Annotated in this window: 23 protein-coding genes; 1 reads left to right on the forward strand and 22 read right to left on the reverse strand. The window is 47.2% G+C overall.

The window, feature by feature from the left end; all coding sequences use genetic code 11:
* Positions 1 to 17 precede the first annotated feature (17 nt).
* The 13 genes from tseB to ACINLD_RS06895 form a co-directional block, all read right to left on the reverse strand.
* Complete coding sequence (tseB, locus tag ACINLD_RS06835; protein WP_026587586.1) at positions 18 to 503, reverse strand: cell wall elongation/penicillin-binding protein regulator TseB; 486 nt, start codon at positions 501 to 503, stop codon at positions 18 to 20.
* Positions 504 to 511: 8 nt separating this feature from the next.
* The gene (locus tag ACINLD_RS06840; RefSeq protein WP_076758946.1) at positions 512 to 682 is read right to left on the reverse strand and encodes a YpmA family protein; all 171 of its coding nucleotides are present in this window, start codon (positions 680 to 682) and stop codon (positions 512 to 514) included.
* Between the two features lie 166 nt (positions 683 to 848).
* Positions 849 to 3,626, reverse strand: coding sequence for an ATP-dependent DNA helicase DinG (gene dinG / locus ACINLD_RS06845; RefSeq protein WP_410206965.1), 2,778 nt, complete (start codon positions 3,624 to 3,626; stop codon positions 849 to 851).
* 133 nt (positions 3,627 to 3,759) lie between these two features.
* A complete protein-coding gene (panD, locus tag ACINLD_RS06850; RefSeq protein ID WP_026587588.1) occupies positions 3,760 to 4,143 on the reverse strand; it encodes an aspartate 1-decarboxylase in 384 nt (127 codons plus the stop codon).
* 2 nt (positions 4,144 to 4,145) lie between these two features.
* Positions 4,146 to 5,009, reverse strand: coding sequence for a pantoate--beta-alanine ligase (panC, locus tag ACINLD_RS06855; RefSeq protein WP_026587589.1), 864 nt, complete (start codon positions 5,007 to 5,009; stop codon positions 4,146 to 4,148).
* Positions 5,006 to 5,845 carry a 3-methyl-2-oxobutanoate hydroxymethyltransferase gene (gene panB / locus ACINLD_RS06860; RefSeq protein ID WP_026587590.1) on the reverse strand — a complete coding sequence of 280 codons (840 nt, stop codon included), beginning with the start codon at positions 5,843 to 5,845 and terminating at the stop codon, positions 5,006 to 5,008. Before panB ends, panC begins: the two co-directional genes overlap by 4 nt.
* Positions 5,846 to 6,078: 233 nt before the next feature.
* Entirely contained in the window at positions 6,079 to 7,062 is a 984-nt protein-coding gene (locus tag ACINLD_RS06865; protein ID WP_077736582.1) for a biotin--[acetyl-CoA-carboxylase] ligase, read from the reverse strand.
* Positions 7,047 to 8,240: a CCA tRNA nucleotidyltransferase gene (locus ACINLD_RS06870; RefSeq protein ID WP_077736581.1), complete on the reverse strand. Its 1,194-nt coding sequence runs from the start codon at positions 8,238 to 8,240 to the stop codon at positions 7,047 to 7,049. The genes ACINLD_RS06865 and ACINLD_RS06870 overlap by 16 nt, the downstream gene beginning before the upstream one ends.
* A complete protein-coding gene (gene bshA, locus ACINLD_RS06875; RefSeq protein WP_026587593.1) occupies positions 8,200 to 9,378 on the reverse strand; it encodes an N-acetyl-alpha-D-glucosaminyl L-malate synthase BshA in 1,179 nt (392 codons plus the stop codon). The genes ACINLD_RS06870 and bshA overlap by 41 nt, the downstream gene beginning before the upstream one ends.
* A 2-nt stretch (positions 9,379 to 9,380) precedes the next feature.
* On the reverse strand, positions 9,381 to 10,079 hold the full coding sequence (gene bshB1 / locus ACINLD_RS06880; RefSeq protein ID WP_026587594.1) for a bacillithiol biosynthesis deacetylase BshB1: 699 nt from the start codon (positions 10,077 to 10,079) through the stop codon (positions 9,381 to 9,383).
* Positions 10,072 to 10,485 (reverse strand): methylglyoxal synthase, encoded by a 414-nt coding sequence (gene mgsA / locus ACINLD_RS06885; protein WP_026587595.1) that lies wholly within the window; start codon positions 10,483 to 10,485, stop codon positions 10,072 to 10,074. Before mgsA ends, bshB1 begins: the two co-directional genes overlap by 8 nt.
* A 19-nt stretch (positions 10,486 to 10,504) precedes the next feature.
* Positions 10,505 to 11,308 (reverse strand): 4-hydroxy-tetrahydrodipicolinate reductase, encoded by an 804-nt coding sequence (gene dapB / locus ACINLD_RS06890; RefSeq protein WP_026587596.1) that lies wholly within the window; start codon positions 11,306 to 11,308, stop codon positions 10,505 to 10,507.
* Positions 11,309 to 11,319: 11 nt separating this feature from the next.
* Entirely contained in the window at positions 11,320 to 11,658 is a 339-nt protein-coding gene (locus ACINLD_RS06895; protein ID WP_026587597.1) for a nucleotide pyrophosphohydrolase, read from the reverse strand.
* A gap of 136 nt (positions 11,659 to 11,794) precedes the next feature.
* Here ACINLD_RS06895 and ACINLD_RS06900 point away from each other — a divergent pair, with 136 nt between their 5' ends.
* Positions 11,795 to 12,664 carry a YitT family protein gene (locus ACINLD_RS06900; protein WP_026587598.1) on the forward strand — a complete coding sequence of 290 codons (870 nt, stop codon included), beginning with the start codon at positions 11,795 to 11,797 and terminating at the stop codon, positions 12,662 to 12,664.
* A gap of 43 nt (positions 12,665 to 12,707) precedes the next feature.
* On the opposite strand, the gene ypjB is transcribed toward ACINLD_RS06900, so the two are convergent.
* The 9 genes from ypjB to aroA form a co-directional block, all read right to left on the reverse strand.
* The gene (ypjB, locus tag ACINLD_RS06905) at positions 12,708 to 13,508 is read right to left on the reverse strand and encodes a sporulation protein YpjB (protein WP_026587599.1); all 801 of its coding nucleotides are present in this window, start codon (positions 13,506 to 13,508) and stop codon (positions 12,708 to 12,710) included.
* A gap of 77 nt (positions 13,509 to 13,585) precedes the next feature.
* Positions 13,586 to 14,134: a DUF1405 domain-containing protein gene (locus ACINLD_RS06910; RefSeq protein WP_163170580.1), complete on the reverse strand. Its 549-nt coding sequence runs from the start codon at positions 14,132 to 14,134 to the stop codon at positions 13,586 to 13,588.
* 276 nt (positions 14,135 to 14,410) lie between these two features.
* Positions 14,411 to 15,178, reverse strand: coding sequence for a menaquinol-cytochrome c reductase cytochrome b/c subunit (locus tag ACINLD_RS06915; protein WP_026587601.1), 768 nt, complete (start codon positions 15,176 to 15,178; stop codon positions 14,411 to 14,413).
* 30 nt (positions 15,179 to 15,208) lie between these two features.
* On the reverse strand, positions 15,209 to 15,883 hold the full coding sequence (gene qcrB / locus ACINLD_RS06920) for a menaquinol-cytochrome c reductase cytochrome b subunit (protein WP_026587602.1): 675 nt from the start codon (positions 15,881 to 15,883) through the stop codon (positions 15,209 to 15,211).
* A gap of 2 nt (positions 15,884 to 15,885) precedes the next feature.
* Positions 15,886 to 16,392 carry a ubiquinol-cytochrome c reductase iron-sulfur subunit gene (locus ACINLD_RS06925; protein WP_026587603.1) on the reverse strand — a complete coding sequence of 169 codons (507 nt, stop codon included), beginning with the start codon at positions 16,390 to 16,392 and terminating at the stop codon, positions 15,886 to 15,888.
* A 145-nt stretch (positions 16,393 to 16,537) separates the two neighbouring features.
* On the reverse strand, positions 16,538 to 16,984 hold the full coding sequence (locus ACINLD_RS06930) for a YpiF family protein (protein ID WP_026587604.1): 447 nt from the start codon (positions 16,982 to 16,984) through the stop codon (positions 16,538 to 16,540).
* An 81-nt stretch (positions 16,985 to 17,065) separates the two neighbouring features.
* Positions 17,066 to 17,605 carry a ReoY family proteolytic degradation factor gene (locus tag ACINLD_RS06935; RefSeq protein ID WP_026587605.1) on the reverse strand — a complete coding sequence of 180 codons (540 nt, stop codon included), beginning with the start codon at positions 17,603 to 17,605 and terminating at the stop codon, positions 17,066 to 17,068.
* A gap of 68 nt (positions 17,606 to 17,673) precedes the next feature.
* Positions 17,674 to 18,948, reverse strand: coding sequence for a tetratricopeptide repeat protein (locus ACINLD_RS06940; RefSeq protein ID WP_026587606.1), 1,275 nt, complete (start codon positions 18,946 to 18,948; stop codon positions 17,674 to 17,676).
* Positions 18,949 to 19,162: 214 nt separating this feature from the next.
* Positions 19,163 to 20,449 (reverse strand): 3-phosphoshikimate 1-carboxyvinyltransferase, encoded by a 1,287-nt coding sequence (aroA, locus tag ACINLD_RS06945; RefSeq protein WP_026587607.1) that lies wholly within the window; start codon positions 20,447 to 20,449, stop codon positions 19,163 to 19,165.
* Positions 20,450 to 20,451: the final 2 nt, after the last annotated feature.

Raw genomic sequence — 20,451 nt, forward strand, 5'->3', positions numbered from 1 at the left:
TTTCCCCCTGTTTCATCTTATGGCGTAATATTTTTGTGAATTTTTCCGTTTATAAAGTCCACATAACTTAAACTGTACTGCCCATCTTGATTTAAGTATGTAACTTCCCACAATAGCACATTGCCTTCCCTTGCCAAGTGCACCTCTTGAAGCGATGACATCAGACCTTTATCCTGGACCGCTTTTGCGGCCTGGCGGCTTGTGATGCCATCCGATGCGTTTTTAACTATCGTTTTCTGCTTTTTGTCAGCCGGTACCCAAACGTACATTTTTTCGCCTTTTTTATTTTTGCCTATGACGATGTACTGCTTTTCTTTGCCGACAAATGTTTCTACATTGTCAACTTCTTTTAAGCCGGCTTCCTTTTTCGCCGTTTCAGCAGCTTCTTCATGGCCGCTTTCCTTTTGGCTCATTGCTGTCTGGTAGACATTCGCCCCCGTAAGAATGGCCGTTACAAAGATAATACCAAATATCAGTATGAAAATTAATGTTTTTTTGCCCATTTTTCCTCCTATGTACGATAAATTGTAAAAATGGCCTGTTTTTGATCCTCTTCGTCAAGGGCGAGTCCAAACATTAAATCATCCCGTTTGAGCGTCCGGTTTAACAGATCGACGATTTTGTAAAGATCTTCTGAGTGCTGCACACTGACGGTTGAAAGAATTTCAATTTTATTGTCCATATTCAAATACCTCCGAGACGAAACAATTATTGTCATTCATACTCTGTCTGGCATAGGCCATACTAGTTGTTACAACGGGAATCCCGTTTTAGATAGACAGCCAAAAAATAAACCTTAATCCACACCATTTTTTCAAGAGGAGCCGCTTTCATGCGGCTTTTTACATTTAAGTCCTGAAGACATAGTCTTCCAGCTCAAGAAGCGTCGGCTCTTCGATTGAAGCGGGAGGCAGCGCCTGCAAAAATACTCTGCCGTATGATGATGTCCGGATTCTGCGGTCAAGGATGACGACTGTACCGCTGTCTTCCTCAGTGCGGAGGAGCCTTCCGATTCCCTGCCTGAAGGTTAAAACCGCTTCGGGCAAAGAAACAGCTTGAAACGGGCTTTCCCCCATTCGCTTCGCCCTTTCACACTTCGCCGATTCCACCGGATGGTCAGGCGGTCTGAAAGGGAGCCTGGCGATGATCAGCGTTGTCAGTTCATCACCGGGAAAGTCAACACCTTCCCAAAAATGATTGGTGCCGAGAAGAACGGCATGCTGATATGATTTGAACAGTTTCATGATCTTGACAGGACTTCCGCCTGAAATGCCCTGAGCCAGCAATTGACAAGGAAAGTCATCATCATTTTTCAATTCCTGATATACCGAGCGCAGCATGTCATGAGACGTAAACAAAACGAGCGTTTTCGCGTTCTGCTGTCTGGCCAGCGATTTAATGGACCGGGAAACGTCATGAATATAGCTTTCAGGATGATCATTGATCGGACTGATGTCGGTTGGAATCAAGATTTTCATACGCTTATCATAAGAAAAAGGCGACTCGATTTGCAATGTCCTCGGATAGAAATCGTTTAAACCAAGCTTTTTAATCATATAGCTGAATGAGTTTTCCACAACGAGGGTCGCCGAAGTCAGAACAACGCTCTTTTTCTCGGTGAAAAAACGATCGGCGAGCAATTCGCCAGCATCAAGCGGCTGTGCATAAACCGATGCGGCATTTTTGGCCCCTTTTGCATCGATTTCAATCCAGACGACTTCATCTTCTGCAGGATCAAAAAACAAACGGCCGAGCTTTTTTCCATATTCCTCGAGATAGACCATGCACGATTGGTATTCTTCCAAAAGAAACGCCTGACGGCTCGTAAAAGAAGACTTTTGCTCAGAAAGCTTTTCCATTTGCTCGACAAACAGCCCGTGCATATCAAACAGCATGGCACACAGCCTTCTGGCTCCTTCCTCAAGCCTGTTCCACGCCCTGCCCTGTTCTTTTCCGACCTTATAAAGAAGACGATTCAGATCGTTTTTTGGTTTCCTGCGTTTAACAAAAGAATGGACTGAAGTAAAGAACATATCGCTTTCTTCGAGAAGCTGACTGAGCCATTCATCCATTTGAAAGAAGGACTCTGAAGTGAAGCCGGCGGACCGAAACAGCCGCTCGGCTTTTTTTAACAGCCCTTTCTGCTTCAAGGTGCCGAGCTGCATCAGTTTTTTGTGCAATGAAACATAGTCGGCCCTCGCGCCAAACTGTTCACCCGCTACCCGTTCAAAGTGGTGGGCTTCATCAATGATCACCGTATCCGCGTGCATGGTGCGTTTATTCGCTTCGTCAGTCAACAGGAGGGCATGGTTGGTAATAATGAGATCGGCTTGTTTAGCCTTCGCTTTGGCCCGTTCATAAAAACAGTATTCCCTTAACGGAGCGTTGCGCGCAAATGATCGATCATCATATGAGATTCTGTCCCAAAGCAGTTTGCCTCCGGAGGGCAGATTGAGTTCAGACAAGTCTCCCGTTTCAGTATCGGTAAGCCAAACAAGGATTTGCGCCTTGGCGAGAACGGCATCGTAATTATCATCTTCCTCCTGCAAAATATGCTCGAATTTGTGAATCGATATATAATGGGAGCGCCCTTTCAAAACCGCCGCCTTGATCGGAAACGGAAAGACCTGCTCCAAAAGCGGGATATCCCGGGTTAAAATTTGCTGCTGCAACAATGTTGTAAAGGTGCTGATGACGACCGGTTTTCCGGTCTGTCTGGCGCGCAGGGCTGCAGGTACGAGATATCCGATCGTTTTGCCGATTCCCGCAGCAGCTTCAATCAGGACATGCTCATGATGATCAAAAGCGGTCCAAACCTCTTTCATCATTTTGGTTTGCCCTCTTCTATTTTCAAAATGCTCAAGCAATGAGCGAAGGCCGCCGTCCTCTTCCCAAATCAGCGGATCAGCATTGACGGGTTCGCGTTCTTCCCCGCGCTCTTCCATTGTTTGCACAGGCTCTTTAATCACAAATGAACCGGTCTTTATATAGCCTGCTTCAAGTTCTGCTCGGCTATCCTTCTCATGAATCAAACGGTCCAAAAGCTCCTGCGCGTCGCTGATCAAGTGCCAGGATAACCGCCTGATCGCTTTTAGAACAGGCAGAGGGAGCCGCTTCAGCTTCTCAAGCATATGCAGGAAGATCAAAGCGGTCAATTCCGCGTCACTGTCAGCCCTGTGAGGATTTTCATGCTGCAGGTTCAGCTCTTCACTCAGCTCTGTCAGTTTATACCCGTCAAAACGGGGAAATACGATTCTTGCCAGTTCTACCGTATCAAGTACATCGCATTCAAGTTCATCAAAGCCTGCCCGCATTAGCTCATGTTTCACAAAGCCGAGGTCGAAGTGAATGTTGTGGGCGATAAAACAGCTGCCGCTGAGGAGTTCATATATCTCTTCGGCAATGGCCGAAAACGGTTCTTCGCGTTCAACCATCTCGTTTGTGATTCCCGTCAGCTGTTCAATAAAAGCCGGGATCGGCTGATCCGGATTCACATATTTGGAGAAACGTTCGGTAATCTGTCCATTTTCAATGACAACCGCTGCAATTTGAATTATTTTATCGCCTTTTTTGGGCGAGTTCCCTGTCGTTTCCACATCAATTACTACATATCGTTGATTGTACATTAAATGGACACCTCAATTTTGTTGCGTTCGACAAAAGTGTAACACGTTTTGGAAAGATGCGGGAGCCGCTCAGTAAAAAAAGGCGGACTGACCGATGATCTATCCACATGAAAGCCCCCTAAGGCAAAGGGGGCTACAGAATGGTGCGGGCCGGCTCTTGACCCAGGATTTGCTCGATTTCGTTCTTTTCGTTCAAAACGGCTACTTTCGGCTTGTGGGTCTTTGCCTCTTCTTCAGACATCATTGCATAGGAGACAATAATGACGACATCTCCGACCTGTACGAGACGAGCTGCCGCGCCATTTAAGCAAATGACGCCGCTTCCCCTTTCACCGGGAATAATATATGTTTCCAGCCGGGCTCCGTTATTATTATTTACAATTTGCACTTTTTCATTTGCCATCATTCCGACAGCATCCAATAAATCTTCATCGATCGTTATGCTGCCGACATAATTTAAATTGGCTTCCGTTACTCGCGCTCTGTGCAGCTTGCCGCTCATTAACGTTCGGTACATGATCAATCCTCCTTTCGATCCAACGGGATATCGACGATGATATTATCAATTAAGCGGGCCTTTGAAAATTGAACGGCAACCGCTATGATGATTTTTCCAGCCAGTGTTTCCCGTTTTTCCAGATCGGGATAGGAATAAACATCTGCATAATCGATGACACCGCTTGTTTTTTCTATATGAAGGCGGACCTCTTTCTTAACGGCCTCCGGGTCCCGTTCCCCTTCCCGAATCAGCCGGGCTCCGCGCTTGAGCGCTTCATAAAGAGCGGGCGCTTCCTTTCGTTCATCCGCATTCAGATTGACATTGCGGGAGCTTTTGGCAAGCCCGTCTTCCTCACGCATCGTTTCAACCGGAACGAGCTCAATATCCATAAAGAAATCAGTGATCAATCCGTCAACAACTGCCACCTGTTGAGCATCCTTCATTCCAAAATAAACCCTTGTCGGAGCCGTGAGGTTGAACAGCTTCGTCAAGACGGTTGCAACACCGTCGAAATGCCCTTCCCTTGACCGTCCGCAAAGGACATCCGTTCTTTTTTTCACATTGACGATGACGGTTGATTCCTGTGGATAGATATCCGCCGCGCTTGGCGTGAACAATATATCCACTCCGCCTGCTTTGGCCAGCTTCCTGTCTCTTTCAATATCTCTTGGATAAGCTTCAAAATCTTCACCCGGGCCGAATTGCAGAGGATTGACGAAAATGCTCATGACCACGATGTCATTGTGTTTTCGCGCTTCTTTCACAAGCGACATGTGGCCTTCATGAAGAAATCCCATTGTCGGCACAAAGCCGATTGTTTTTCCTTCTTTCCGGTATGATGTTGTCAAGTTTTGTATATCTTTTGCGCGGTGGATTTCAATCATGATGATTTGCCTCCGTATAATCCTTCCAGCACTTCATGGTCGATGCGGAAGGAATGCGCGTCTTCGGGAAAAAAGCGGTTTCTCACATCTTTAACATAACCGGTAAGCGCTGCTTCAATCGGCTGATCGATTTGCGCATACTGTTTTACAAATTTAGGCGTCCGGCTGACTCCGTGTCCGAGCACATCATGGTAGACGAGAACCTGTCCGTCCGTACCTGCGCCGGCTCCAATGCCGATGACCGGAATGGTGAGCTCTTTTGCGATCCGTTCGGCAAGCGCCGCCGGGACGCACTCAAGAACGAGTGCAATCGCTCCTGCTTCTTCACAGCGCCGGCTGTCATCTATTAGTTTCCGAGCGCTTTCTTCGTCTTTCCCCTGGACTTTATAGCCTCCGAGAACGCCGACGGATTGAGGTGTCAGGCCCAAATGGCCGACCACCGGGATTCCGCCCCTAGTCAAAGCCGCAATCGTGTCAAACACACCGTCACCGCCTTCAAGCTTCAAGGCATCGGCACCGCTTTCCTGCACGATTTTCATCGCGTTTTTCAGTGCACTTTCCTGTGAGCAGTGGTAGGACATAAAAGGCATATCCGTGACGATGAATGTATCCTTTGCCCCGCGTTTGACGGCCTTTGTGTGATGAATCATGTCCTCGACAGTGACATAGACAGTCGAATCAAGACCGAGAACGACCATTCCAAGAGAATCGCCGACAAGGATCATGTCCACTCCGGCTTGTTCGGCAAGTTTCGCCGCCGGACAGTCATAAGCCGTCAGCATGACGATTGGCTCCCCGTGCTGTTTCATTTTTAAAAAATCAAGTTTTGTCTTCATGTTTCTCCTCCTCTTCATTCAGAGGAGATGAGCTGCCGTTTTTTCGGACAGTAAAAAAACCTTCCGCTAAAAGAAGGATTTTTTGACTCCGCGATCGGCAAGAATCATCCCTCTGTCCCAGTCCTTTTTTGGATCAAGGCAGACTTTTTTATTCCGCAATATTTCCTAAAAGGTGCAGTTCCCCAAGGATACTGCCCAACCGAAGTATACCAAAAACCAGCCGTTTCTTCCAACTAAGAAGGACTGATTTCGATATCGGCGGAGTATATTTTTTGTATGCCTTTACTTGTTTCCAGAAGCAGAACACCCTCATCGTCTATGCCGAGCGCTTTGCCGTGAAACGTTCCATTCAGCGTCCTCGCCGTCAATTCGCGGTGCAATGATAGAGCGTAGCTTTCCCACAACAGCTTGATCGGCTGAAAACCGTGGGTAAGATAGTCTCTGTACCGTTTTTCAAATGTTAAAAGAATCGTCTGAATCAAGGCCGCCCTGTCGACCTTTTTGCCGCCTGAAAGCCGGAGGCTTGTGGCCGTCTCCTGCAATTCTTCCGGGAAATCGTCTCTCAGCTGATTGACATTGATCCCCGTTCCGACAATGACGGAATGAACCTGGTCGGCCTCGGCCTGAAGCTCAGTCAGAATTCCGACCGCTTTTTTGCCGCCGATTAAAATATCGTTCGGCCATTTGATTTCCGCGCTGATGCCGGTTGCTTCTTCGATCGCCTGAACAAGGGCGACTGCGGCCAAAAGGGTCAGCTGCGGCGTTTTTTGCACAGGGATTTCCGGCCTGAGGATGATGCTCATCCAAACGCCGTTCCCTTTAGGAGAATGCCAGCCTCTCGCCATTCTTCCCCTTCCTTCGGTCTGCTTGTCGGCGACGACGATCGTTCCTTCCGCGGCACCGTTGTTCGCCAGTTCATGAGCGATTTTTTGAGTTGAAGCCACGACGTCTTGAAAATAAATGGTTTGTCCCATTTTTTCCGTTTTTAAGCCGAGTCTGATTTCGTTTTCGCTGATTTTATCAGGCTTTTTTTTCATTTTGTAGCCGAGCTTTCGGACGGCTTCCAGCTCGTAACCCGATTTTCTTAAGTCCTCGATATGCTTCCAGACCGCCGTTCTGGAACAGCCGAGCTCCTCGCTGATTTTCTGGCCCGAAATAAATTCACCGTCAGCTTCTGTAAACAATTGAATCAGTTTTTTCCTTAAGTTTGATTGCATCCTTTTAGCCACTCCTCTATGGCTTTTTTTCGATTGGCAAGTTTCCCGTGCAGTACGGCCTGCTCAATTCGTTTTAAATCTTCAGATACCCATTTTCCAGGCGCTTTTTTCCTGAAGTTGACGAGATCCCCGCCGGTTACGGCCAAATCTTTCAGACTTTTGATCGGAAGCGCCTCGTACGCCTGCCTCACTTCAGCTAAACGGCGCTGATCGACTTCACGGCACTCATTCAGCATTTGAATCGTCAAGGCGGAAATCAGCGTCTCTTCCCCCGCTTCATACATGGAGGCCACATCCCACTTCTGCCCGATCCGGGCCGCGGTCTGCACCGCTTGTTTGATGACTTTGCCGGGCAGCTTCCACTCTTTTAAAAAGCCGTGTGCATCGGCAGGATCGATTGACATTAGAATCACGAAGGCCGCCCAGATGTCCGCTCTTCTTTCAAGTTTGAAAAAAGGAAAACGGCCGGCAGCCTGGATGTCTTCTTTTTTACCGTCCAGTCCCGGGAGTTCTCTGAAAAGGCCTGTTTCAGCTGCCGCTTTTAGCGCCTGTCCAGCCGCTTTTCCTTTTAAAAGCTTTTCAAATTCAGCCGTTTTCCGTTCTGTGGAAATATGCGCCAAAAGCCCGCTGTTTTCAAAAATCGCCTGTTTTGTGTTCGGCGAAAGCCTAAATTCAAGCTGGCTCATAAAACGAAGCGCCCGCAGCATGCGGAGCGCATCTTCATGAAAGCGCTCCGCCGGGTCGCCAACGGTTTGAATCAGCTTTTCCTTGATATCGTGAAGGCCGCCGAAATAATCGATCAGCCGTCCTTCAGCATCCATGGCCATCGCATTGATCGTCAAATCGCGCCGCTTCAAATCTTCCTTCAGCGATTTGATGAACTTAACGCCGCTCGGCCTTCTGAAATCCTCATATTCAAGCTCAGCGCGAAATGTTGTCACTTCATAAGACTCACCATCCATCAGCACAATGATCGTCCCGTGTTCTTTGCCGACATCAATCGTTTTCGGAAAAATGTTTTCAATTTCTTCCGGAGGTGCGTCTGTTGCGATATCCACATCGCCGACGGACCGGTTCATATGCGTGTCCCTCACCGCTCCGCCGACAAAATATGCCTGCCAGCCGTGCTTTTCCAGCTCATGAAGGAGAGGAAGAGCTTTTCGAAAGAGATCCTCCATTATCCGACTCCTCCTCTATCAATTGTTGATAAATATCCTCATACTGGCTGATGATGCTGCCGGAAGAAAAACGCTCCTTAATGTTTTTCAGCGCTGCTTGTGCAAAACGATGATGCAGACCGTCATCTGTTAAAAGTCGAACCGCCTTTTCAGCCGCATCATCAACATCTCCGACATTCACCAAATAACCGGAGGTTCCGTCTTTAATTACTTCCGGGATGCCTCCGATATTTGTGCCGATACAAGGAACACCGCAAGCCATCGCTTCGAGCAGGACAAGACCGAAGCTTTCCTTTTCAGAGAGAAGCAGCTTTAAATCGCTGATCGCGTAAAGCTCTTCAAGACTGTCCTGTTTCCCGAGAAAAAGGACATCGTCTTTTAAACCGAGCTGCCGGACGAGCTGACAGATGACCGTCATTTCAGGTCCATCACCGACAAGAAGCAGCTTCGCTTGCAAGTGTTTGACAATACGGCTGAACACATGGATGACATCCTGAACGCGCTTGACCTGTCTGAAATTCGAAACATGGATGACCACTTTTTCCTCAGGGGAAATCCCGTACTGCTCTTTTAAAGAATGACGGTCCTGTTTGACATAAACGCGTTCATCGACAAAGTTGTAGATGGTTTCGATTTTTTTGTCCGGCTTGATTAAATCATACGTCTGGGCCGCGAGAGCCGATGAGACCGCCGTTACGCGGTCGGAGGATTCGATCGCAAATTTGATCAGATCCTTTAAAGACGGGTCGTATCCGAGAACGGTAATATCTGTGCCGTGCAAAGTCGTAACCGTTTTGATATTTCCGTCAAGCATTTGTTTTGCCAGGAAAGCGGAAATCGCGTGAGGCACCGCGTAATGGGCATGCAGAACATCAAGCTGTTCACGTTTTGCCACTTCCGCCATTTTGCTGGCCAAAGCCAAATCATACGGCGGGTACTTAAACACGGCATATTGATTGACTTCGACTTCATGAAAATAGATATTGGAATACACTTTATTGAGCCTGTGCGGAATGCTGGATGTAATAAAATGGATTTCATGTCCTTTTTCCGCCAGCAGCTTGCCGAGTTCTGTCGCGATGATGCCTGATCCGCCGACGCTCGGATAACACGTGATTCCGATTTTTAGTTTTTTCATCATCAGCCCCCAAATAAATCATTGTTTAACAAAAGCGTTCCCTTGGAAAAGAATCCTTCCGCATATTGGACGCCGGCTTCTTTGCCCAACAGCTTCTCCCTGGCCTCAACCGTTTCAATATAGCCGTTTGTCAACGGTGTTTCCACTGATTGCTGCAATCGGCTGAACTGGCTCTTGTACGCCTTGAGGCTTTCGATTTTCACATTGATCGTCTCGGAAATATCGATGACAAATTCAGGTTTATGAAAACCGTTGATCATATAGTAGTAAATATTCTGCACTTTGTGCGCCGGCTGTTTGTTTTGATCTTCATATTTATGTATTCCGGCGGAAAAAACCGCTTCTTCGACGATGTCTGCCGCATGCCCATGGTCAGGATGCCGGTCTTTTTGATAAGGAACAAAGACGATCTTGGGCTTATACTTCCGAATGACGGAGACTGCTTCCCTGATTGCTTCCTGGCTGAGGAACAGCCCTCTGTCAGGAAGTGCGAGGGAAATCCGCGGACTGGCGCCCAAAATGTCAGCCGCCAGTGCCGCTTCGCTTTTTCTCGTATCGACAGTACCGTTTGAAGACAATTCAGCCCGGGTTAAATCGCAGATGCCGATTCGATAACCTTTTTTAGTATATTTGGCAATGGTTCCTCCCATGCCGATTTCCACATCGTCGCTATGTGCGCCAAAAGCCAGTATATCAAGCATCCTGATCCACGCCATGAACAAGCTTTCGAAAATCAAGCGCACCTTCTTCAACAGACCGGATCAAAATTTCCGCCGTTCCCATATTGGTTGCAAGCGGGATCGCATATACATCGGATAAACGGATTAATGCCGACACATCAGGTTCATGCGGCTGGGCAGTCAGCGGGTCCCGCAAAAAAATAACGAGATCGATGTCATTCTTTGCGATCATCGCGCCAATCTGCTGATCTCCGCCAAGCGGTCCTGATTGAAATCTCTCGATGGGCAGTCCTGTCGCTTCCGTGATTTTCAAACCGGTTGTTCCCGTTGCAAACAGTTCATGTTTTTTTAGGATGTGTTTGTAAGCGGTTGTCAGTTGAATCATATCCTGTTTTTTGCGGTCATGGGCAATTAAAGCGATTTTCAAAGCGATTTCCCCCTTTTTGTTACTCTATAATATTTTCCAGGCCGTAGACAAGCTGATCGATTTTCATGACTTGTTCAACAGCCAATTTCACCCCGGACATAAAGGATGCGCGGTTATATGAATCATGGCGGATTTTAAGAGTTTGGCCGTCTCCGCCGAACAGCACTTCCTGGTGGGCGATCAGTCCCGGCAAACGGACGCTGTGGAGGCGGATTCCGTTTTGCTCTGCACCTCTTGCGCCCGGCAAAATTTCTTGTTCATCAGGATGGCCCTGCTGTTTCGCTTCGCGGACTGCCGAAATCATTTCCGCTGTTTTCAAAGCTGTTCCGCTTGGCGCATCGAGCTTTTGATCATGGTGCTGCTCGATGATTTCAACATCGGAAAAATAGCTGGCGGCCATCTGTGAAAACTTCATCATCAGGACGGCCCCGAGCGCAAAGTTGGGCGCAATGATCGCACCGATCCCTTTCTCATCCGTCAGCTCCATCAGCTCATTCAGGTCGCTTTCAGAAAATCCGGTCGTTCCCACGACAGGACGGACGCCGTGCTCCAAGGCGATTTTGGTATGGACCTTGCCGATTTCCGGCGTTGTTAAATCGATCAGCACATCCGGAGCTGTTTCTGAAAAACATTCGTATATGTCTGTATATATGACGGCCTCTGACCGGCAAGGCATCACATCTGCCAGCTTCTCCCGATTGTATGTACGGTCTATTGCACCTCGCAGCTCAAAATGAGGGGTGTCTTCTACAAGCTTAACCGCTTCGCTTCCCATTCTTCCTCGCGGTCCTGCTATGACGATTTTGATTGTTTCCTTTGACATATGAATCTCCTCTACTTTCCTTCTTCTTTTCTTGTCCAGCGGTCTTTGTCACGGGTGTTGAATTTCTCCATGACCATATCATGCGCTTCATCCAATGATATATGAAGCGAATTGGCCAGACAAACCAAAACAAACAGAACGTCTCCTATTTCTTCGTCAATTTTCTTTTCAGCTTCTGTTTTTTTCTTTGGCTTTTCTCCGTAATGATGGTTGACTTCCCTCGCCAGTTCTCCGAGTTCTTCTGTCAGCCTGGCCATCATCGCAAGCGGACTGAAGTAGCCCTCTTTAAATTGGCCGATATATTCATCAACCTCACGCTGTATCTCTTTCATCGTTTTTTCCTTCGCCATTCGGTAAAACCTCCTGTCATCTCTTACATGTTAGCGAATTCAAACAAGTTTGACAAATGTTTAAAACGGGTTTGCTGTTTTAAGTGGGATAAACTATAATATTAACGCCAGCTTATGGAAGGAAAGGGGTTTTTTTATGCTCGGAAATATCAGAATGAAAAACGTCTTGTTTATATTGGCAGGTGCCGCAGTGTTTTCTTTTGGACTCGTGCATTTTAACATGCAGAACAACCTTTCGGAGGGCGGTTTTACCGGAATCACTCTGCTGCTTTACTTTTTGTTTCATATTGATCCTTCCATTTCCAACCTGGTATTAAACATTCCGGTTTTTATTATCGGCTGGAAGCTTCTTGGGCGAACGGTTTTTTCCTACACCATTCTCGGGACAGTCGGCTTGTCCGTGTTTTTGTGGATTTTCCAGCGTTATCAGATCCATATGCCCCTTCAGCATGACCTTGCGCTGGCCGCACTTTTTGCCGGAGTTTTTATCGGAACAGGGTTGGGGATTATTTTTAAATACGGGGGAACGACAGGCGGCGTCGATATTATCGTACGGCTCATCAACAAGTATTTTCAAGTCCCGATGGGAAAAGCGATGTTTGTTTTTGATGCCTGTGTCATCACGCTGTCGCTGATTTTTTACCTTTCCTATAAGGAAGCCATGTACACGCTTGTCGCCGTATTTGTCGCTTCCAAAGTGATTGATTTTATGCAGGAAGGCGGATACGCGGCAAAAGGTGCCACCATCATTTCTGAAAAGAACGATCAGATTCAGCAAAAAATCATTGAAGAAATGGAAAGAGGTGTCACCGTTTTAAAAGGCCAAGGTTCTTATACGAAAACAGAGCGGGATGTATTATACTGCGTCGTCCCGAAAAACGAAGTGTTCCTGTTGAAAAATGTGATTACTTCCATAGATCCGCATGCATTTGTCGCTGTAAGCGATGTTCATGATGTACTCGGGGAAGGTTTTACATTGGATGAAAACAAAAACCCCATCACCTGACCCTCAAAAAGCAAAAAAGAAGCTCTCAGATGATAGGAGCTTCTTATTTCGGCCAATCTTTTTCTCTTTTTTTGCGCTTGTCCCCTTCTGCTTTATACTTTCTGAACCCCACATATGTCAGGGTGGATAAAATGATGCTTCCGGTTGTCAAAATGACCCACAACAAGGAAGGGTCTGCGTCATCTTCCTCCACCTGATTAAAGACATCTTCCAAGTCTTTTTCCAGCATCGTCAAACGCTCAAGCTTGCTGCTTTCCGTCATCTGCTGAAAATCGCCGTGATCGACAACTTCAATATGGTTGGATACATTCTTTAACTGCTTCGGCGAGATATCAATCGTTAAGCTCGGATAAATCGTTTCATACAATGATAAAAAATGATTCCACTTTTCCCGAAACGTCAGGCTGTCTTCTTTCTGAATACCGGCTTTTAGCGCCCTGAATGAATCCATGATCGGTTTTTTTAATGAACCCCAAAGCGGATCATGATCGGATTCGATGGCATCCATCAGCATTCTAAACTGGGCAGCGGTTTTGAACTTGTCATTTTTCGCCATTCCTTCGTTTTCCAGGCTTTTCAGCAGATCGTGGTATGCCAGGTTAACCTGGCGGATCTCGGAACCTGTCATCACATCTTCAGCCCCGTCTCTCTTTGCGGTTTTCAGCCGCTTTTCAAAATATTGAAGAATCTGAACTGCCTCCTCATACTGAGCCTGTCTTGTTAATTGGAATACCGTATCAGACAGTTCGGTCAGCTCCTCTAAAGCGGATGAATCTTCCGCTTTTAAACCGTTCGCAGGAACAACAAGCGCAAGCAGCATGCAAAGGATCACCTTTCGTATCATTCACGGTCCCTCCCACTCCTTCTATTAAATCGTATGAAGAGAGGGACAAGGTTAGACCAAGATTGTTGAGCAAACCTTTACAGTTTGAATGCTTTTTTGGACAGGACAAGGTAATAGGCCAAGCCGATCGAAGCAATGCTGAGCCAAAATGTAAAATAGCCGATTTGCGGCATGTATTGATCAAGCATCGAATAATTGGGCATCATTCCAAACACATAATCAATGATGTCATTGTGCAGCGTCCAAACTGCCGCAAGCGCCAAATGCCATCCTTTGAACCGGTAATATGGTGCATACAGAACACCTTGCACTGCCATGGCAAAATGGGATGCAATCAGCATATATCCCGTCCAATGCAGGCTTCCGGTCGTCACAAGCACGAGGATATTCATGACAACGGCCCAGAGGCCGTATTTGACGAGCGTCACAAGCGCAAGCGCTTCAAAGAGAGAAGCGTTGCTCTTCAATAAAAGGCCGATTAGGACAAATAAAAAAAACAGGGTGGCTGTCGGGCTGTCAGGGACAAAGATCAAAAATTTTGCAGGTGTATTCGTCAGCTGGGGAAGATACCAATAATAGCCGTACACCGTTCCCAAAAAATTAATGATCAAAAGCATGATCGTCATCGGCTTTTGCCCAAGTATGTAAGATATCAATTTCAAACGAATCAACTCACAGTCTCTTTAAATCAAAAAATACGGCACGGGTCACTTCCTCAGGGATATGTCTGGAAAATATCGGACGCGACAGAACCTTTTTTGGCTCGCAAACGGCCCTATACATTCAGATGTCCAAACATGAAAGAGGCCATCGACATCGTCGACAGCCTTGAGAGGCTGACCAAGCGTCAGCTTCAGCTCTATCAAGAGTATAGCCTGCCTTTATCATCTTGACAACACTTTTTACTTGGCTGTTGTTTCAGAGATGAACTTAGACAGTTCTTTCAGTTCTTTATCTGATCCTTTAAAGACGCCGGCTGGCATTTGTCCCTTTCCTTCTTTGGCGATTTTCGCAATTTCTTCAGGAGACAATCCGTTATCGACGAGAGACGGTCCGGCGGCCCCTCCCTGCATATTATCTCCGTGGCATGAGATACAGCCCTGCTCCTGGTAAAGCTTGTAGCCTGCTGCACTCGTATCAATATCGGCTTCCTCTTTGATTTTCCCCTGCTCTTCAGCGGCGGCCCAATCGTGGGTGGCAACCGACTGCCATGTTAAGAAAACCGTCGCCGCCAGCGCTAAAAGCATTAGCCCTACGGCAACCGGGCGTTTATAAGGCCTTCTCTCTGGGCCCCTGTCGAGAAACGGGGCCAACAGGAGCGCCCCGAATGCAATCGCCGGAATGACAATGGCGCCGACCACCGTATACGGTCCGGCAGCATATTCATACTTGAGCAATTGGTACAGAAATAGAAAATACCAGTCTGGCAAAGGTATGTAGCCGGTATCCGTCGGATCCGCCATCCGCTCGAGCGGAGGTTCGTGAACGACTGTCAGCACAAGAAAACCGATGAGAAAAACCGCGCCGACAAGCCATTCTTTAAGCAGAAAGTTCGGCCAGAACGCTTCCGTTTTTCCCGGAAACTCGGAATAATCTTTTGGAATATTCGGTTTTCTTTCCGCCGGAATCCTCGAATCTCCGACAAATTTCATTCCTTTTCCCCTTTTCATGCCATCCCCTCCTTCTTTTGAGTCATTTGCTTAAAGCGGCCCTGAAATGCCTTGCTTCCGAATCATGATAAAGTGTGCTGCCATAAGGGCGAACAGAGCGGCTGGCAGGAAAAAGACGTGTATGGCGAAAAAGCGCGCCAACGTCTGAGCGCCGACAATATCAGGATGACCGGCAAGCAGTGTTTTGATTTGCGACCCGATCAGCGGTGTCGCTTCAGCAATCTGCAAACCGACTTTCGTCGCAAACAGAGCTTTCATATCCCAAGGCAGAAGGTAGCCTGTAAATCCTAACCCGAGCATGACAAAGAAGATCAGCACGCCGACGATCCAGTTCAGCTCCCTCGGCTTTTTATAAGCCCCCTGGAAGAAAACCCTCAGCGTATGAAGAAACATCATCACGATGACCAAGCTTGCCCCCCAATGATGCATCCCTCTTACGATCTGCCCGAATGCCACTTCATTTTGCAGGTAATAAACCGATTCCCAGGCGTTTTTAATGTCGGGAACATAGTACATCGTCAAAAACATGCCGGAAAGAACCTGAATCACCGTTACGAAAAACGTCAGTCCCCCGAAGCAGTATACAAAGGCGGAAAAATGGTGAGCGGGATTGACATGTTCAGGAACTTCATGATCGGCAATATCCCGCCAAAGCGGCGTGATATCCAGTCTTTCATCAACCCAGTCATAAATTTTGTTTAGCATGATCACCCTTCCTTCCTCGGCTTGGCTTTTCCTAAGTAAAGAAAGCCGTCTTTAACCTCTTGCTCATAGCGGTCTAGCGGAGCCAGAGGCGGAGTTCCGGGTACGTTGGTACCATCCTTTTCATAAAGCCCGTAATGGCACGGACAAAAGAACTTGTTCGGATTTTTAGGATCGCTGTTCCAGTTGACCGTGCACCCCAAATGTTTACAAACCGGTGATAAAGCTACAATTTCTTCCCCATTTTTGAAAACCCACGCAGACCTCGATTCTTCAGACTCGTACCAGGCGTCGACTTGCTTGATTTTAAAGTCGAAGCGCTGCGGTTCATTTGTCAGTTCATCAACGCTGACAACCTGAACCATGTCCTGTTCCTCAGTCGGTCTTAAAACCGGATCGAGCGCGAAGCGAACCATAGGCATGAGCATTCCGGCCGCCATAAAACCGCCGACTCCGGTCAGCGTGTAGTTCAAAAATTGACGTCTGGATACCCGATGTCTTTTTTCGCTCATCTTCATATCCCCCCTCAAGTCCCCAGCTACAATATAACTGAAATAGAAAAAAATTCATGAACTAGGACACCCTCATAATATATCAATATTTTAGGAAGGTCAACATTGCCAAAATCATTATCCAAAGGAAATGTAAGTGTTTTTATTAAGAGTTCCAATTTTGTAACAAAATGTTCAATATTTGCTCAATTTGGTCTTCCAAAAGCTTTTGCTTTAATGAATCTTTCATATGTTCGAGAGGAATCGCCGGAATCCAAAGCAGTTTCTGCTCATTTCCAAGCACTTGCTTCCAGCGCTCGTCCGTCGTCAAAAACACGATGTGCCGGAAATGCCGAGCTGCCATTTCCTCCAGATCAGCAAGATCCTCGGCGCTTTTCTCATCAGCGTGCAAATATGTATAGGGCGGAAACAGGTAGACGCGGCCCTTCAGCTGCCTCTCCAGCTCCTCTGCCAGTATAGACGTAAATTCCCCTTTTGATACGGCCGATTTGAATTGATCCCCCAACTGAACCGAAATCAGCGGGATCACGGCTGTATCGATATATTCTTTTGCATTCAGATAAACATCCGCATCATGCGCATTCCATTTCACGCTTCCGACTCCTCCTTATGACAGCGCTTACTCCGCCAGTTGAACAAGCCTTGCGTTTCGGCAAGGCTTGTTATTGGCGATTTATCGCAGCTGATTCAGTTGTTTCGCAAGTTTTTCGAAGCTTTCTTTATCTTGGCGGTCTAGTGCTTCATCTATTTCCCGCAGCAGCTTTTGTCTCTGAAATGTAGAAATGGAGTGCTCCAAAATCTGTTCAGCGACAATCTTATCTTTTTCATTTTCGTACAGGTCTTTCGGAATATGCGGATTAGCTTCCAAAACAGCCGCGTATTCCGGTGAATTATAAGCTGAACGGAAATTCAGCTGGATGAAGAGATCCTGCTGCTTATTCAGCCTGATATCATGAAACGATTTCTCTGCATCGGTCGTCATGACGTTTTCTTTATAAAAACGAAAAGGCACTTCTTCGACACAGTGGGTGGACATGATAATGCCCCTTGGGCAAAATTCGGCCTGCTCGACAAAATGCACTTTTTCCATCAGCGAGTCATGGCTCATTAAATAATTCAGAATCCATACACACTCTCTACGCTTTAGCTGATAGTGGTTTAAAAACCAGCGGATAAAATCTTTTTTTTCATTGACAGAAACAGGGGTCTGCATGTTATTCCCTCCTCTATCGCATCTTGTGTATTACATTAATAATTCCACACAAACCGGTCATATCCTTCTTATTCAAAGGAATTTTCGTCTTCGATTCTGAAAATCATCTCCTGGGTTTCCGTGTCTGCGGGGTTAAGCTCTGCCAGCTTTTTCAACAGCGGCAGCGCTTCTTTCCGCCTTCCTTCTTCAAGCAAAAAGCGCGAATACTCGTAAAGGAAATCTCCGTCATCCCGATAGTGCTCAAATGCGCTCTCATATTCCTGCGAAGCCTTCCCATACTCTTCCTCCCCCCTGTAAGCCGAAGCCAGAAACCAGCTGAATTTAGGGTCATCCTCGCCGTATTTGCGGACTTCGTGAACAAGGTCAATGATCCCCTCATAGTCTTCTTCTTCGAGGTAAAGAGCGAGCAGGGTTTGGACAGCTTCAATATAACCTGGATCAAGCGCCAGCGCTTCACGAAGGAGATCTGCCGCTTCTGAATGCCTTTTCGTTTTAAGGGCTGCTTTTGCTGCAGAAAGGTAAAGCTCTTTATTGAATTCATCTACGCGGATACCTTCTTTTGCCGTTTCAAAGGCCTCCTCATAAAGCCCCTCGGCTTCGTAGCTGTTCGCCAAAGGTTTATAAAGCGAAGAATAGGACGGATCCATTTCCTTGAGCTCTGTCAACTGCTTGATCGCAGTTTTAGAATACCCCGCTTTCCAAGCGGTAAAACCGAATCCGAACAGCGTATTGGGCTCCGGATTTTCCTGAGCGGCTTTTTCATACCATTCCAGCGCTTCTTCAAACTCCCCTGACGAGCTCAATGATTCAGCCAGCCTCTGATAAACATTGACACCCCCGATGACAGCTTTTTCACGGGCTGCTTTTTTGTATTGCCGCACCGCTTTTCCGTAAGCCCCTTGAGTAAAATACAACTCTCCCAAAGCAAAATCGATCACCGGTTCATCTGTCAAAATCGATTTCGCCTTCAAGAGCTTCTGCTCGCTGACTTCAAACAGTCCTTGCATCTGATAGAGATCGGCCATCAAGAGCAGGCTTTCCGGGTATGCCTGATCTGTTTCCGGAATCGTTTCCAGGACCGCGAGCGCTTTTTCTTCCTGATCGGTTTCAATGAGGAGCTCAGCATAAAAACAAGTCAGTTCTGTTTCTTCCGGATAAAGTTCATGCAAATCATTCACAATGGCAATTGCTTTATCAACAATTCCCCATTCATAGTACAGCTGGGCTGCTATTAATTTGTCTTCATCATGAAGACTGGACTCGATATCAGCAAGCTTTTTCAATCCGCTTTCCGTATGGCCTGCTTCAACTAATTTTATGGCTTCTTGAATCGAAGTATTCAAATCTAAACGTCCCTTTCTTTCGTCAAATCATCGCCTGCTCTCTTTTAGGCAATACTTTGTAAGATTATTTTTATCATAATTCACTGAAGGCGTTGTCGGCAAATTTGTTGCCCGGGTTTTTGTAAGAAAAGGGGAAGCGGATAGATTTCGCTTTAAGACAAGCTATGCTGTCATGCCCCGTTTTATGCGTAAAAAAGCCTGGAGCACGGAGGCTTCAGGCTTTTTTTGCAAGCTTTTCGATATGTTCAAAAAATGTCGGATACGATACGCTCACAGCTTCCGGATGTAAGATGTCGATTGGATGTTCACAGATCAAAGCGGCAATTCCAAGCATCATGCCGATGCGGTGGTCGCCATGGCTGGAAACTTCCGCTCCGCCTTTCAGCTGCGTCTTTCCGTAGATCTTCATGCCGTCTTCGGTCGGCTCGATACGCGCGCCAAGTTTTTTCAGCTCGGATGCGACGGTATCGATTCGGTTGGTTTCCTTCACCTTCAGTTCGGCGGCGTCTTTAATGATCGTCATCCCTTCAGCCTGTGTAGCAAGCAGGGCGATGATCGGAATTTCATCGATCAGCCGCGGAATCAAATCACCGGAAATTTCCGTGGCTGTCAGGGGCGCCGTCTTGATTTTCAAGTCGCCGTATGGTTCGCCGCTTGCGGCATCATTCGGCTCGATTTCGAGATCCGCACCCATCTTTTCAAGGACATCGATGATTCCCGTTCTTGTCGGGTTTAACCCGACATTTTTCAGAACGATTTCACTGTTTGGCACAAGCGAACCTGCTGCAAGGAAAAATGCCGCTGATGAAATATCTCCAGGGACGAATACATCGGCTGCCTTTAACGTCTGTCCCCCTGTAATCGAAACAGAGGTGTCGCTTTCCTCGAGCGTAACGCCGAACATCGAGAGCATCCGCTCTGTGTGATCTCTTGATTTGTGAGGTTCTGTCACCGTCGTGGTGCCGTCGGCCTGAAGTCCGGCGAGGAGGACGGCCGACTTGATTTGCGCGCTGGCAACAGGTGACTGAAAATCGATCGCTGTCAGATTGCCGCCCCGGACAGAAAGCGGTGTGTATTCTCCCCCGGCGCGGCCGTCGATTTTTGCACCCATTTGCTGAAGCGGTTCTGTTACACGCTTCATCGGCCTTTTGGCGATGCTTTCATCCCCAGCCACTGTACTGTGAAACGGGCGGCCGGCCAAAATGCCCAGCATCAGTCTGATCGTCGTTCCGGAATTTCCGACGTCAAGAAGCTCTTTCGGCTCAGAGAGCTGATCAAGCCCTTTGCCGTAAACCGTGACGTCGCTTTCGTTCTGTTCGATGCCAACGCCCATTTTTTTGAAGCACTCGATCGTGCTCAAACAGTCTGCTCCCGGCAAAAAGTTTTTGATGACGGTTTTTCCTTCTGCAATGGCGCCAAACATAACAGAACGATGGGAGATCGACTTATCCCCCGGAATATGAAGTTCTCCATTAAGTGAACTGACTTTTCCTCTTTTCATTT

Origin of the sequence: Bacillus sp. z60-11 (assembly GCF_046464135.1) — a bacterium.
Taxonomy (GTDB): Bacteria; Bacillota; Bacilli; order Bacillales; family Bacillaceae; genus Bacillus; species Bacillus sonorensis_A.